The 14,451-nt window shown below is 71.2% G+C and carries 12 protein-coding genes and 1 tRNA gene; 7 read left to right on the forward strand and 6 right to left on the reverse strand.

The features are described from left to right. Positions 1–60 precede the first annotated feature (60 nt). The gene (locus ACE101_RS26530) at positions 61–1,764 is read right to left on the reverse strand and encodes a DUF6538 domain-containing protein (protein WP_379136152.1); all 1,704 of its coding nucleotides are present in this window, start codon (positions 1,762–1,764) and stop codon (positions 61–63) included. A 98-nt stretch (positions 1,765–1,862) separates the two neighbouring features. Continuing rightward, positions 1,863–1,952, reverse strand: a tRNA-Ser gene (locus tag ACE101_RS26535). A gap of 120 nt (positions 1,953–2,072) precedes the next feature. On the opposite strand from ACE101_RS26535, the gene ACE101_RS26540 reads away from it, so the two are divergent. Continuing rightward, positions 2,073–2,450, forward strand: a complete 378-nt coding sequence (locus tag ACE101_RS26540) for a hypothetical protein (RefSeq protein ID WP_379136155.1) — start codon at positions 2,073–2,075, stop codon at positions 2,448–2,450. Between the two features lie 43 nt (positions 2,451–2,493). Here ACE101_RS26540 and ACE101_RS26545 read toward each other — a convergent pair whose 3' ends face one another. Continuing rightward, positions 2,494–3,144, reverse strand: a complete 651-nt coding sequence (locus ACE101_RS26545) for a TetR/AcrR family transcriptional regulator (protein WP_379136158.1) — start codon at positions 3,142–3,144, stop codon at positions 2,494–2,496. A gap of 77 nt (positions 3,145–3,221) precedes the next feature. Here ACE101_RS26545 and ACE101_RS26550 point away from each other — a divergent pair, with 77 nt between their 5' ends. The 5 genes from ACE101_RS26550 (at position 3,222) to dxs (ending at position 10,460) form a co-directional block, all read left to right on the forward strand. After that, a complete protein-coding gene (locus ACE101_RS26550) occupies positions 3,222–4,760 on the forward strand; it encodes an FAD-dependent monooxygenase (RefSeq protein WP_379136161.1) in 1,539 nt (512 codons plus the stop codon). A gap of 84 nt (positions 4,761–4,844) precedes the next feature. Next, complete coding sequence (locus ACE101_RS26555; RefSeq protein ID WP_379136164.1) at positions 4,845–6,017, forward strand: phosphoserine transaminase; 1,173 nt, start codon at positions 4,845–4,847, stop codon at positions 6,015–6,017. A 299-nt stretch (positions 6,018–6,316) separates the two neighbouring features. Continuing rightward, on the forward strand, positions 6,317–7,912 hold the full coding sequence (serA, locus tag ACE101_RS26560) for a phosphoglycerate dehydrogenase (protein ID WP_379136166.1): 1,596 nt from the start codon (positions 6,317–6,319) through the stop codon (positions 7,910–7,912). A 179-nt stretch (positions 7,913–8,091) separates the two neighbouring features. Further along, positions 8,092–8,376, forward strand: coding sequence for an exodeoxyribonuclease VII small subunit (locus ACE101_RS26565; RefSeq protein ID WP_379136169.1), 285 nt, complete (start codon positions 8,092–8,094; stop codon positions 8,374–8,376). Between the two features lie 83 nt (positions 8,377–8,459). Then, on the forward strand, positions 8,460–10,460 hold the full coding sequence (gene dxs, locus ACE101_RS26570) for a 1-deoxy-D-xylulose-5-phosphate synthase (RefSeq protein ID WP_379136170.1): 2,001 nt from the start codon (positions 8,460–8,462) through the stop codon (positions 10,458–10,460). Positions 10,461–10,619: 159 nt separating this feature from the next. Here dxs and ACE101_RS26575 read toward each other — a convergent pair whose 3' ends face one another. Then, on the reverse strand, positions 10,620–11,426 hold the full coding sequence (locus ACE101_RS26575; RefSeq protein WP_379136172.1) for a tetratricopeptide repeat protein: 807 nt from the start codon (positions 11,424–11,426) through the stop codon (positions 10,620–10,622). Between the two features lie 108 nt (positions 11,427–11,534). Here ACE101_RS26575 and ACE101_RS26580 point away from each other — a divergent pair, with 108 nt between their 5' ends. Next, positions 11,535–12,914 carry a leucyl aminopeptidase family protein gene (locus tag ACE101_RS26580; RefSeq protein ID WP_379136175.1) on the forward strand — a complete coding sequence of 460 codons (1,380 nt, stop codon included), beginning with the start codon at positions 11,535–11,537 and terminating at the stop codon, positions 12,912–12,914. A gap of 112 nt (positions 12,915–13,026) precedes the next feature. Here ACE101_RS26580 and ACE101_RS26585 read toward each other — a convergent pair whose 3' ends face one another. After that, positions 13,027–13,167 carry a TFIIS helical bundle-like domain containing protein gene (locus tag ACE101_RS26585; RefSeq protein ID WP_379136178.1) on the reverse strand — a complete coding sequence of 47 codons (141 nt, stop codon included), beginning with the start codon at positions 13,165–13,167 and terminating at the stop codon, positions 13,027–13,029. 89 nt (positions 13,168–13,256) lie between these two features. Continuing rightward, complete coding sequence (locus tag ACE101_RS26590) at positions 13,257–14,153, reverse strand: histone deacetylase family protein (protein WP_379136181.1); 897 nt, start codon at positions 14,151–14,153, stop codon at positions 13,257–13,259. Positions 14,154–14,451: the final 298 nt, after the last annotated feature.

The following is a 14,451-nucleotide window of genomic DNA, read 5'->3' on the forward strand; positions in this document are numbered from 1 at the left end:
TTCATCCAATCATTGCCCGTGATGGGCTAGTGATCTTGAGTGATGCTGGCCTTGATTGCCTCAGTTATGCAGGTGCGTGAGTGTCAGCCCCGGGTAGCGAACCTTCTCAATCTCCCGATACAAGGTCGCAGCCTTCAATCCCTTACCATAGATCGACTCCTCACCTTCGCTATCTCGTCTCCACCCACCAAGTGCCCTCACCCGCTCAAGGCCGATCTCTGCCTCTCGAAGGGCATCCCGATAGTTGTGCCTGAAGCTGTGGAACGACACGCCTGTACCAGCCATGCCGAGCTTGCCTAGGAAGCGGCGCTTATCGTTGAACCACTTCGAGAACGTGCCGGACAGGTAGCCCATCGAGTCGGGCTTGATCTCCGGGAATAGGCGCTTCTCTCCTCTGCCCCGCTTAGCCTCCACGAACTTGAGGAAGCCGATACGCTGAAGCTCAGGATGGACAGGGACGAACCTCTTGCCCGCCTCTGTCTTCACCCGTTTCTTGTCGGCTTCGTCGCCTCCTGGCTCCTCATCGTCGTTGATGAGGATGACAGGTACGCCCTCGTACTCGGTCACATCCTCAACCCGTAGCTGGCAGCATTCCCCCAGCCTCATGCCCGTCCAGAGGGACAGCAGGGGGACCCAGAAGCGCCCTCGACGTGGCACGTTCGGTCCAGGCTTGGCGTACCCTTCTTCGTCATCCTGACAGCCGGTGTAGAGCGGTGCCGTGAAGATGGCCTGAAGCTGGGCGATGCTGAAGGGGTGGCGTAGGTCTCGCTCATCGCGATCATCAGGAAGGGCAAGCCCCTGAGCCGGGTTGCGCGTCACACGCCACGTGTTCACGCCCCATTTGAACAGGGCTGAGAGGTTGTGGAGGTAGTTGTTGACCGCTGACACCCCCAACCGCTCCAGCTTCTCCGCATCGGCTACCTTGGCTGCATCCTCAAGGGACAGGTCAGGGAATCGCTGAGAGGCGTTCTTTGGGAGCCGCATGATGACATTGCGGATGCGCTCGCAGTCCGTCCGGTGGATGCTGTCCACGGGAGTGTCAGGCCCAAGAAGCTCCCTCATCGCCCGGAAGACGGTCTGATAGGTCTTGAGCGTGCCAGGAGTGCGCCTCCTCGTCGGGTCGTTGAGGTACGCGGTGATGAGGTCTTCAACGGTGCAGGAGCGGGGCGTAGAGGCTGCTTTAGGCGGCTGAGGGGTATCGACCAGTTCGCCGTCATTGCGAAGCTGGAAAGCATCGTTCGCCTTCTTGCAAGCCTTCAGGAACTCGTAGGCGATCCGCTTCCAAGACTCTGAGCCGGGTCTGGCGATCACTCCCTGCTCAATCAGGAAGCCTGAAAGGCCGAAGTCGCCATACGGCCCATCTGTGCTGCCGGTAGCGACAGCCTGCCGAAGGTACGCTTCGGTGTGCTTGAGGTTGAGGCGGTCATCCTCAAGCGCCCTGGGATCGATCCCCGATCGCCTATCGTCTTCATCCGCTGCTAACTCACGGCTCAGCCACAGCGCCGCCAACCGTGCTGCTTCAGAGTGGGAGATGACATCCTCCTCACCACGAAGCTGGCGCCTTGCAGTCTCAAGCTCCCTGTCGAACTCCACGGACTTCAGGCGAGCGCGACGGACCGCCTCAGCACGATCAGCGGTCCCGAGAGCAATCCACTTCTGCCCGCTACGGCCACCAGGGATGGCCTCTCGCAACTCGGGAGGGACGTACCCACGGAATGCGTAGGTGCCGTTCTTACGGCGGACAAGGCGGGTCTCAAGGCCCATCGCGAGGGGGTGACCTGTAGCAACAACCTGTAGCACAGGTGCCGCCTAACCCCTTGTCTGTCAACGCTTCTCAGTGGGCCAGATACTTAGAAGAGCCCTGGCGGAAGGGGTGGGATTCGAACCCACGGTGGGGTTGCCCCCACGGCGGTTTTCAAGACCGCTGCCTTAAACCACTCGGCCACCCTTCCGCAGCGTGGCATCCGTCATTGGACCGGCGCCCGGTCCCCGTCAATCCCGATGGCGATGCTCTGCCGAAGGCCATGGCTCCCGCTCTTTAAGAACAAAGGCCGAACACCTATATCAACACCATGAGTGAGAACAGCTTTTCCGGATCGGTCGAGCGCCAGGACGGCGCTTGGCGGGTGCTGCCGATCGAAGGCCGGTTCGAGCTCGTGTACGAGGATGGCAAGGGCGCCTGGACGGTGCGTCATCTCGCGGCCCACGAGCTCAAGATCGGACCCGGCAAGGTGCTGGTCGGCGGGACCGACCGGGACCGCGATGCCTATCGGGGCTTCCGCGCCGACCGCATCCATCGCTTGACCGACCGCGATTCCGGCGAGCGCGTCGAGCGCAACATTCTCGACTGGCTCGTGCGACGCGCCGAGCGTCTCCGGCGCAGCCGCACCGCGGCCCTGCGGCGCTCCGCGCCCGCGGGGAAACCCGGCCGCCACGCCGTCCCGGCGTGAGATCGGTCAAGATCTTCGGGGACGGCATCGTTCCGGCGGGGGCTCAGGCCCGATCCGCCGGTGCCGCCGGCAGCACCCAGTCCAGGAAGGCCTCCACCACGGCGCCCGTGTCGAGGGGCTCCTCGGCTCCGTAGAGGCCGTTCCAGATCGTGGCGAGCACCCCGGGCGCCGCGAGCAGCATCGGGAAGCGCACCAGCGCGTCGCCGGACAATTCACCCCGCGCCGCCGCCGCCTGCGCGTGCCGCCGGATCGCCCCCATCGCCGGGTCGATCACGACGCGGCGATAGGCGGCCGCCACGTCCGGGAAGCGTCCCCCCTCCGCCACCACGAGACGGATCAGGTCCGCGCGGCGCGACGTCTCGAGGCTGCGGAAGGCCGGCAGCAGCGTGCGGCGCAGGAAGTCCCGCAGGGTCTCGCCCGGTGCCGGACCCTGAAGGCTCAAGCCGCCGACGAGATCGGCCATCACCTCCTGCAGAACGCCCTCGAACAGGGCCTCCTTGTCCCGGAAATACAGGTAGAGCGTGCCCTTCGCCACGCCCGCCCGCTCCGCCACGTCGATCATCCGGGTGCCGGAGAAGCCGCGCTCCACGAACACCACGAGGGCCGCCGCCACGATCGCGCCGCGCGTGCGGGCAGTCTTGTCCGGGCTCGGGCCGCGGCGGACCCGCCCGGCGCCCGGCCGTCCGCCCGTCACCCCGCCCTCGCTGCGGCGGCAGCCCGGATTGCAAAAATGACCCTCCGGTCATATCGTGTCTCCCGGAGGGTCCGACCATGTCCGCTTCCGCACATTCCCCGATCCTGCCCCCGATCCTGATCGTCGGCGCCGGTCCCACGGGCCTCGTCCTCGCCCTGCGGCTCGCCCGCCACGGCGTGCCGGTGCGGATCATCGACCGGGGCCAGGGTCCCGGCGAGGCCTCCCGCGCCGTGGTGGTCCATGCCCGGACCCTGGAATTCTACCAGCAGCTCGGCTTCGCCGACGAGGTGGTGGCCGGCGGCATCCGCATGGGCGGGGTTCATCTGCGCGAGGACGGGGTGGAGGTGGCCTCCGTCCGCTTCGACGATCTCGGCGCGGGCATCAGCCCCTTTCCCTTCATGCTGTGCTTTCCCCAGGACGATCACGAGCGCTTCCTGCTCGCCCGGCTCGCGGAAGCCGGCGTCGCGGTGGAATACGGCACCGAACTCGTCGCCGTCTCGCAGGAGGCGGAGGGCGTGCGCGCCCTCGTCGACCGGGCGGGCCGGCGGGAGAGCTGCACGGTCGCCTATCTGTGCGGCTGCGACGGCGCGCGCAGCCGGGTGCGGCAGGCCCTCGGGCTGGAATTCCCGGGTGGCACCTACGCGCAGGTCTTCTTCGTCGCCGACGTGCGCCTGAGCGACCCGCCCGGCGAGGACGTGTTCGTCAATCTCGGCGCCGACGCCCTCGGCCTCGTCCTGCCCGTGCGCTCCAGCGGCATGCACCGGCTGATCGGCATCGTGCCGCCGGATCTCGCCGGGCGCGACGGGCTGACCTTCGCCGATCTCCAGCCCCGGGCCGAGCGGCTCCTCGGCCTGCGCGTCGCGGCGGTGAACTGGTTCTCGACCTACCATGTCCACCACCGGGTGGCGGCGCAGTTCCGCCAGGGGCGCTGCTTCATCGCGGGGGATGCCGGCCACATCCACAGCCCGGCGGGCGGCCAGGGCATGAATACCGGCATCGGCGATGCCGTGAACCTGGCCTGGAAGCTCGCCGCGGTGCTGCGCGGCCGGGCCGGTCCCGCCCTCCTCGACACCTACGAGCCGGAGCGCATCGCCTTCGCGCGCCGGCTCGTCGCCTCCACCGACCGGGCCTTCGAGGCGGCGATCGGCCGGGGCCTGCGCCATCAGCTCCTGCGCACCTGGCTGCTGCCGCACCTGATGCCCCTGCTCTGGGGCTTCGCGGCGACCCGCCGGATGATGTTCGACATCGTCTCGCAGGTGCGCATCGCCTATCCGGACAGCCCTCTCAGCCGCGGCCGGGCGGGGGCGGTCAGGGGCGGCGACCGGCTGCCCTGGATCGCGACGCCGGAGGGCGACAACTTCGCCGCCCTGCGCAGCCTCGACTGGCAGCTCCACGTCTACGGCACCGCGCGGCCGGCCCTCGCGGAGGCCGCCGCGTCGCGCGGCCTTCCCCTGCACGCCTTCCCGCACGGGCCGGCCGCGGCGGCGGCGGGGCTGCCGCAGGATGCCGCCCTCCTGGTGCGGCCCGACGCGCACGTGGCCCTCGCCCTGCCCGACCAGGATGCGGCCGGCCTCGCCGCCTATGCGGGCGAGCACGGCCTGCGATTCGCCGCTTGACGTCCGCCTGCCGTTTCGTCATTCCCGGCAGCGGGACACCTCTCCCCACCGAGAGGCGCCCATCTGGAAGGATGGACTGACAGCATGACGACCCGGCCCGACGCGCGTCCGCGCGCACCCTTCTTCTCGTCCGGCCCCTGCGCCAAGCGCCCCGGCTGGACCCCCGCCGCCCTCTCCGATGCGGCTCTCGGCCGCTCCCACCGCGCGAAGCTCGGCAAGGCCAAGCTGAAGGAGGCGATCGACCTCACCCGCGCCGTGCTGGAAGTGCCGGACGATTACCGTATCGGCATCGTGCCGGCCTCGGATACGGGCGCCGTCGAGATGGCCATGTGGTCGCTGCTCGGGCCGCGCCCGGTCGAGATGCTGGCCTGGGAATCCTTCGGCGAGGGCTGGGTCACCGACGCGGTCAAGCAGCTCAAGCTCGATGCCCGCATCACCACGGCCCCGTACGGCCGGCTGCCCGACCTCTCCGCCATCGACACCAAGCACCACGACGTGGTGTTCACCTGGAACGGCACCACCTCGGGCGTGCGCGTGCCGGATGCGGACTGGATCGCCGCCGACCGCGAGGGCGTGGTGATCTGCGACGCCACCTCGGCGGCCTTCGCGCAGGGGCTCGACTGGGCCAAGCTCGATGTCGTCACCTTCTCCTGGCAGAAGGTGCTGGGGGGCGAGGCCGCGCACGGCATGCTGATCCTCTCGCCCCGCGCGGTGGCGCGGCTGGAGAGCCACACGCCGGCCTGGCCCATGCCGAAGCTCTTCCGCATGACCAAGGGCGGCAAGCTCATCGAGGGCATCTTCCAGGGCGAGACCATCAACACGCCCTCCATGCTCGCGGTCGAGGACTACATCGATGCCCTGCGCTGGGCGGAGGGACTCGGCGGCCTGCCGGCTCTGCGCGCCCGGGCGGATGCCAATGCCCGCGTGATCACCGACTGGGCGGCGCGCACCCCCTGGGTCGCCAACCTCGCGGCCGAGCCGGGCATCGCCTCGAACACCAGCGTCTGCCTCGTGATCGCCGATCCGGAGGTGACGGGCCGCGGGGCCGAGGCGGTGGCGGCGCTCGCCAAGGGCATCGCCGCGAGTCTCGAGCGCGAGGGCGTCGCCTTCGACATCGGCTCCTACCGGGACGCACCGGCGGGCCTGCGGATCTGGTGCGGGGCCACCGTCGAGCGGTCGGACCTCGACGCGCTCACCCCCTGGCTCGACTGGGCCTTCGCGCAAGAGAAGGCCCGCCTGCTCCAGCAGGCCGCCTGACGCCGCCCGGATTCCGCCTCGCCTTGCCGGCCGGGGCGTGGGCGCGCGGGGGTTCCGTTCCGTGGCGTCCTCGCGGATTCACAAGGGGCGCCGGTCGCGCGACGGCTCCGACAAGAGCGCGGGATCCCCTTCTCCCGCCCGGGAGCGGGGGAATCGCGCGATCCCGGAGCGTCGGCTCTGATCGGCACCGGTGACATCCGCAAGGCCCCCACGGATGCGGGATGTCCCGGCGCCGCCCGCGTCCGGCCCGGCACCTGCGCCCCCGGCGGATCCGGCCCCCCGCATCCGGAGCCCATCCCATGACCAGCCCCAAGCGCGTCCTCATTTCCGATTCCCTCTCCCCGGCCGCCGTCGCGATCTTCCGCGAGCGCGGCCTCGTCGCCGACCTGCGTCCCGACCTCGGCAAGGACAAGGAGGCGCTGGCCGCCGTGATCGGCGACTATGACGGCCTCGCCATCCGCTCGACCACCAAGGTCACGGCGGCCCTCCTCGACAAGGCCGGGCGCCTGCAGGTGGTGGGCCGGGCCGGCATCGGCGTCGACAACGTCGACGTGCCGGCCGCCACCGCCCGCGGCGTCATCGTGATGAACACGCCGCACGGCAACGCGGTCACCACCGCCGAGCACGCCATCGCCATGATGCTGGCGCTCGCCCGCGAGATCCCGCAGGCCGACGCCGCGACGCAAGCAGGCCGCTGGGAGAAGAACCGCTTCCTCGGCATCGAACTCACCGCCAAGACCCTCGGGGTGATCGGCTGCGGCAATATCGGCGCCATCGTGGCCGATCGCGGCATCGGCCTGCGCATGCGGGTGATCGCCTACGATCCGTTCCTGACGCCGGAGCGCGCCGTCGAGATCGGGGTCGAGAAGGTGGAGTTCGACGAGCTGCTGCGCCGCTCGGACGTCATCACCCTGCACGTGCCGCTCACCGAGAAGACCCGCAACATCCTCTCGGCCGAGGCGCTCGCCCGCACCAAGCCGGGCGTGCGCATCGTCAACTGCGCCCGCGGCGGCCTCGTGGACGAGGCGGCCCTGCGCGCGGCCCTCGACAGCGGCCACGTGGCGGGGGCGGCCTTCGACGTCTTCTCGGTGGAGCCCGCCACCGAGAACGTGCTGTTCGGCCACCCGAACGTGATCTGCACGCCGCATCTCGGCGCCTCGACCCGCGAGGCGCAGGAGAACGTCGCCCTGCAGGTCGCCGAGCAGATGGCCGACCATCTCCTGCATGGGGCGATCCGCAACGCGGTCAACTTCCCGTCGATCTCCGCCGAGGAGGCGCCGCGCCTGCGGCCCTTCGTGACGCTCGCCGAGCAGCTCGGCTCCTTCCTGGGCCAGCTCACCGAGGCGCCGATCCGCGGCATCCGCATCGCCTACGAGGGCGAGGTGGCCTCCATGAACCTGAAGGCTCTCACGGCGGCGGCCGTGGCCGGCGCGCTCCGGCCCTTCCTCGAGGGCGTCAACATGGTCTCGGCCACCGAGGTCGCCCGCCAGCGCGGCATCGTGGTCGAGACGACCACCCGCACCGGCAGTGCCCGCAATTACGCCTCGGTGGTGCACGTCACCGTGGAGGCGGAGGACATGCCCCGCGACGCGGCCGGCACGGTGTTCCAGGACGGGGTGCCGCGCACGGTCGAGATCCGCTCGATCCCCCTGGAGGCCGCCTTCGCGCCGCACATGCTCTACGTGCGCAACGCCGACCAGCCGGGCTTCATCGGCCGCTTCGGCACCCTGCTCGGCGAGGCGGGGGTCAACGTCGCGACCTTCCATCTCGGCCGCGACCGGCCGGGGGGCGACGCGATCTGCTTCGTGGCCGTCGACGAGCCGGTCTCGCCCGCCCTGCTGCGGCAGATCGAGGCGATCCCCCAGGTCAAGCGCGCCCGCGCCGTGCGCTTCTGAGCCGCCGCGCCCCGGACGGAATCGGGCCCGTCCGGGGCAGCTTCGACTTGTATTAAGAGTGTGGCTCAAACGCAGCCCTCCTCGGAGAATAGTCCGGTCTCCCCGGGCGCGGGCCGCAGAAGGGTTGTTTTGAGGCAGGCGCGCGGCCATAAACCTTCGCTCGCTGGGAGCTTGAAGGGATGACCGCAGCCCGGTCCGATGCCGCGTCGACCGCCCCCTCGTCCGGCCCGGCCGTGACGGGGGATCTGCCGTTCGAGACAGCGCTCGAGGAACTCGAGGGCATCGTGCAGCGCCTCGAGCAGGGCAACGTGCCGCTCGACGAATCGGTCGCGATCTACGAGCGCGGCGAGGCGCTCAAGCGCCATTGCGAGCAGCTGCTCCAGCGCGCCGAGGCGCGCATCCAGCGCATCACCCTGGGGGCGGACGGCAACCCCGTCGGCACGGCACCGCTCGATGTCGCCTGAGGCGACCGCCCTGCCCTGCATCCGTCCGCGGCCTTCGCGCGCTCACGCGGCGCGCTTCCCTTTCCGGACATGAGGATCGTTCGGTGTCACCGCTCAGCCTTCCCCTCCTCGACCGTGTCCGTGACGCGACGGATCTTCGCACCCTTCCGGAGAGCGACCTTGCGCAGCTCGCCGAGGAACTGCGCGCCGAGACGATCGACGCCGTCTCGGTCACCGGCGGCCATCTCGGCGCCGGGCTGGGCGTCATCGAGCTGACGGTCGCCCTCCACTACGTCTTCAACACCCCCGACGACCGCCTGATCTGGGACGTCGGCCACCAGGCCTATCCGCACAAGATCCTCACCGGGCGCCGCGACCGCATCCGCACCCTGCGCCAGGGCGGCGGCCTCTCCGGCTTCACCAAGCGCGCCGAGAGCCCCTACGATCCCTTCGGCGCGGCCCATTCCTCCACCTCGATCTCCGCCGGGCTCGGCATGGCCATCGCCCGCGACCTGCGCGACGCCGCCGCCCGGGCCCGCGGCGAGACGCCCGAGCGGCGCAACGTGGTGGCGGTGATCGGCGACGGCTCGATCTCCGCCGGCATGGCCTACGAGGCCATGAACAATGCCGGCGCGCTGCGCTCGCGCCTGATCGTGATCCTCAACGACAACGACATGTCGATCGCGCCCCCGGTCGGCGCCATGTCGGCCTACCTCGCGCGGCTGGTCTCGGGCGACACCTACCGGAGCTTGCGCGACACCGCCAAGCAGTTCGGCCGGCTCTTGCCCAAGGCCCTGTACGACACTGCGGCGCGTGCCGAGGAATACGCCCGCGGCATCCTGGCGGGCGGCGGCACGATGTTCGAGGAACTCGGCTTCCACTATGTCGGGCCGATCGACGGACACAACCTCGACCACCTGCTGCCGGTGCTCAAGAACGTGCGCGACGCGCCCGAGGGCCCGGTGCTGGTGCACGTGGTGACCCAGAAGGGCAAGGGCTACGCCCCGGCGGAAGCGGCGGCCGACCGCGGTCACGCGGTGGTGAAGTTCGACGTGGTCTCGGGCCAGCAGGTGAAGGCCAAGCCGAACGCGCCGAGCTACACCAAGGTGTTCGGCGACAGCCTGGTTCGGGCGGCGAACGGGGACGACAAGGTGGTGGCGATCACCGCGGCGATGCCCTCGGGCACGGGGGTGGACATCTTCGCCAAGGCGCATCCGGACCGCACCTTCGACGTGGGCATCGCCGAGCAGCACGCGGTGACGTTCGCGGCGGGCTTGGCGGCGGAGGGCTACCGGCCGTTCTGCGCGATCTACTCGACGTTCCTGCAGCGGGCCTACGATCAGGTGGTGCACGACGTGGCGCTGCAGAACTTGGCCGTGCGGTTTGCGCTGGACCGGGCGGGTCTGGTGGGGGCGGACGGGGCGACGCATGCGGGGGCGTTCGACCTGGCCTACCTGTGCTGCCTGCCGAACATGGTGGTGATGGCGGCGGCCGACGAGGCGGAGCTGGTGCACATGGTGGCGACGGCGCACGCGCACGATGCGGGCCCGATCGCGTTCCGCTACCCGCGGGGCGAGGGCGTGGGCGTTGAGCTGCCGGAGGTGGGCGAGGTGCTGGCGCTCGGCAAGGGGCGGGTGCTGCGTCGTCCGGAGGGGGCGCGGGTGGCGGTTCTGAGCCTGGGGACGCGGCTGGCGGAGGCGCTGAAGGCGGCGGACCAGCTGGAGGATGCGGGGCTGGGTGTGACGGTGGCGGATGCGCGGTTCGCCAAGCCGTTGGACGAGGCGCTGATCCTGGATCTGGCGGGGAGCCACGAGGTTCTGGTGACGGTGGAGGAGGGCTCGACGGGGGGCTTCGGGGCGATGGTGCTGCACCTGCTGTCGGCGCGGGGCGCGCTGGACGGGGGGAGCGTGCGGGTCCGGACGCTGACGCTTCCGGACGAGTACCAGGACCACGACACGCCGGCGCGGATGTACGCGCAGGCGGGCCTGGACGCGGCGGCGATCGTCAGGACCATCCGCGACGTCCTGCCCGAGCAGCCCCGCACCGCCGCCAAGCGCCCCGAGCGCGACGGCAACGTCGTCAGCGTCTCCCGCCGGCCGCGCTGATCCGGCGCGGCGGGGGGCGCCGGCCTGTCGGCCTCGCCCGCCTCCGGGAGCGTCTCATACGGTTTCCGGATGATCGCTTCGCGATGCGGAAACCGGCCTCGCTCAGGCGCCGCGCGGGCTCGTGATACGGTTTCCGAAAGTGATCGTCCGGAAACCGTATCAGCCCGCGGGCTTGCGCTTGCGGGCATCCGCCGAGCGGATCGCCTGCCAGCCGTTGGGCTGGGACATGAAGGCCCGCAGGGCCGCGGCGTTCTGCGCGGCCTCGGCCGGTCCGAGATCGCGGCGCAGGACCTCCTCCGCCTCGGCGGTGCGGCCCGCGAGGCCGAGCACCAGCGCGAGGTTCTGGCGCACCCGCGCATCCGCCCGCGGATCGGCCGCCGCCTGCCGCAGCACCTGCTCGGCCTCGCCGAGGCGCTTGGCGAGGGCGTAGGACAGGCCGAGATTCGAGAGGACGCTCGGCTCGCCCGGGACGATCTTCAGCGCCGCCTCGTAGTAGCGCTGGGCCTGGACATGGTCGCCCATCTGGTCGGCGACGGCGCCCTGGGCGGAGAGCACCCGCCAGTCCGGGTTCGCCGGCGAATGCGCGTTCTGCAGCACTTCCGCCGCCTCGCCGTAGCGCCCGGCCTCCGCCAGAGTCTTGCCGTAGGCGGCGAGCACGATCGTGTTCTTGGGATTGCGCAGGGCGGTCTGCTGCAGGACCGCGACGGCCTGGGCCGTCTGGTCGGTGGCGCGCAGCGCGTTGGCATAGGCGATGGCGGTGCCGACTTCGCCCGGATTGCCGTTGTAGCGCGAGGCCAGCCGGCCGATGTCCCGGCGGGCCTGCGCCTCGCCCGCCCCGGTGCCGGCCTCGATCGAGCCCGTGGTCATGGGAGCGCGCGACAGGCATCCCGACGCCAGCAGCGCCACCGCGCCCGCCGCCAGCAGGCGCCGCAGGGCGGAGCGCGACACAACCACGACGGGACCCATCCGCTGCTCCTCATCCGAGCTCGTTGACCGGTGGCTTCTCGCTGCCGGTAGCCCGGTGATAGAGCGTTAACCCTAATCGCCCGTTAACCTTACAGCCTCGGAGCGCCCGTGACCGTCCTTCTGCCCGCCGCCGATGCCGCGTCCGCCTGCCCGATCTGGTGCGTCACGGCCGAGGATTGGCCCGCCCTTGCCGAGACCCTGGCCGAGACCCTGCCCGGTCCGGCCGCCGCCTTCGCCCGGGCGACCGGTTTCAAGGCGAAGCCCGGCACGCATGCCCTGCTGCCCGATGCGGCGGGCGGGCTCGCCGGCGTGGTGGCGGGGCTCGATCCGAAGGGCGATCCCTTCGCGACGGCGAAGCTCGCCGATAGCCTGCCCGAGGGCAGCTACCGCTTCGCCGCTCCGCCGCCGCAGCCGGCCCTCGCGGCCCTCGCGTGGCGGCTCTCCGCCTACCGCTTCGCGCGCTACCGCGACCGCCCGGCGCCCGGCGCCCGGCTCGTCCTGCCGGAGGGCGTGGATCCGGCCGAGATCGGGCGCATCGCGGATGCCGTCGCGGCCGGGCGCGACCTCGTCAACACGCCCGCCAACGACCTCGGCCCGGCCGAGATCGAGACCGCTTCCCGTTCGCTCGCCGAGCGCTCCGGCGCGGCCTGCGCGGTCGTCTCGGGGGAGGCGCTGGAGCGCGACTTCCCGATGATCGCCGCGGTCGGGCGAGCCTCGGAGCGGGCGCCGCGCCTCATCGATCTCACCTGGGGCGACGGCGCCGCCCCGAAGGTCACGCTCGTCGGCAAGGGCGTCGCCTTCGATACCGGCGGCCTCGACATCAAGCCCTCCGCGGCGATGCTGCTGATGAAGAAGGACATGGCGGGCGCCGCCGCCGCGCTGGCCGCCGCCGAGATGGTGATGGGGGCGGGCCTGCGGGTGCGGCTGCGGGTGCTGATCCCCACGGTCGAGAACGCCATCTCGGGCAGCGCCTTCCGGCCCGGCGACGTGCTGCGCAGCCGCAAGGGCCTGACCGTCGAGATCGGCAACACCGATGCGGAGGGCCGCCTGATCCTCGCCGACGCCCTGGCGCTCGCCGACGAGGAGAGCCCGGACCTCGTCATCGATTTCGCGACGCTGACGGGCGCCGCCCGGGTGGCGCTGGGCCCGGACCTGCCGGCCCTGTTCACGGAGGACGATGCGCTCGCCTCCGCCATGGCCGAGGCGGGCCGCGCGGTGAACGATCCGGTCTGGCGCATGCCCCTGTGGGCGCCCTATGCGAGCCTGCTGGATTCGAAGATCGCCGACATCAACCACGTCTCGGGCGGGCCCTTCGCCGGGGCGGTGACCGCCGCCCTGTTCCTGCGCCGCTTCGCGCCGACCGCGAAGGCCCACGCGCATCTCGACCTCTACGGCTGGAACCCGAGCACCAAGCCCGGCCGGCCGGAGGGCGGCGAGGTGCAGACGGCGCGGCTGGTCTACGAGCTGCTGAAGCGCCGCTACGGCTGAGCGGGGGCGGTTCGCGCCGAGGCTTGTGAGCGCCTCTCCCCGCGAGCGGGGAGAGGCGAAACCAGCGCCGCGCTGTCCGGATCTCCCCGGACGGCCGGACGGACGATGCCGCTCAGCGGCGCAGGAGCTTGGTGACGATGCGGCCGACGAGGGTGCTCGAATCCGCGTTTCGGGTGTCGTAGCGGTCGCCCGGGCGGTAGTTCGGGTCGTCGTTGCCGAGGATCTTGGTGACGATGCGGCCGATCAGGCTCATGGCGGTCCCCTTCCGGATGGCGGGCGCGCGAGCACCCTCTCTGACCATCTCAACGAGGGACAGGCTCAGCCGTTCCGCATCCGCGGGGCTCAGATCCATTCCGCCATGGCCTCGAAGACCAGGGCGTGGCGGGCCGCGAGCGCGTCGATATCCGCCGCGTAGCCGCCGCCGATCACCGCGGCGAGGGGGATGCCGCGGCGGCGCACCTCGCCGACCACGTGGCGGTCGCGGGCGAGCAGGCCCGCATCGCTGAGTGCGAGGCGCCCGAGCCGGTCATCCCGGTGCGGATCGACCCCGGCATTGTAGAAGACGAGGTCGGGGCGGAGCGCGTCGAGGAGACGCGGCACGTGCCGGCGCAGCTCGGCGAGGTAGCCCTCGTCCTCGAGCCCGTCCGGCAGGCCGATGTCGAGGTCCCCCGGCACCTTGTCGGTGGGGTAGTTCTTCTCGCCGTGCATGGAGAAGGTGAAGAGATCGGGCTCGGCCGACAGGCAATCGGCGGTGCCGTCGCCCTGATGCACGTCGAGGTCGATGATCAGCGCCCGCCGGATCGCCCCCTCGCGGTGGAGCTTGAGCGCCGCCACCGCCACGTCGTTGAAGACGCAGAACCCCCCGCCCCCGGCCCGCCGCCCGTGATGGCTGCCGCCCGCGGTGCTGCCCGCGAGCCCGCCCGCCAGCGCCAGCCGCGCCGCGAGCAGCGTGCCCCCCGCCGAGGCGAGGGAGCGCCGGGCCACCCCCGCATCCACCGGCAGGCCGATCGCCTTCTCGACGGCGCGCGGCACGGTCGCGGTCAGCACCTGCTCGACGTAGAGCGGGTCATGCGCGAGCGCCACCGTCCCGGCATCGGCGGGCTCCGGGCGCACGAAGCCGCGGGGCACGAGTCCCCGCTCAGCCAGGATCTCGGCGAGCCGCCCGTACTTGCGCATCGGAAAGCGGTGGCCGTCCGGCAGTGCGGCCTCGTAGGCCGGATGGAACACGACCGGCAGCATGGGATCTCCTCTCCACAGGCATATGGGCGCGGGATCCGCCCCTGAAGCGCGACCGCACGCCGCAAGCAGGCGAACCCCAAGGGACCGTTCGCCAACCTGTTGTGCCGTCCGGGCGGGGCGGCATCCCGCAACTCTGCTTAGCGTCTTGTTCCCTCATCGCTTTCCACGCCGGGCCGGTGACCGCCTCGGCGAAGGATGACCGGGGTTCGGGGGAGCGCCGGCGGCTGTCCGGGGTGCCTGCGGGCCGCCGTTCCGGCCCCGTTGCCGGGCCCGGGGTTGAGTCGCCGCCACGTTTCCT

This window comes from Methylobacterium carpenticola, assembly GCF_042748905.1.
Taxonomy (GTDB): domain Bacteria; phylum Pseudomonadota; class Alphaproteobacteria; order Rhizobiales; family Beijerinckiaceae; genus Methylobacterium; species Methylobacterium carpenticola.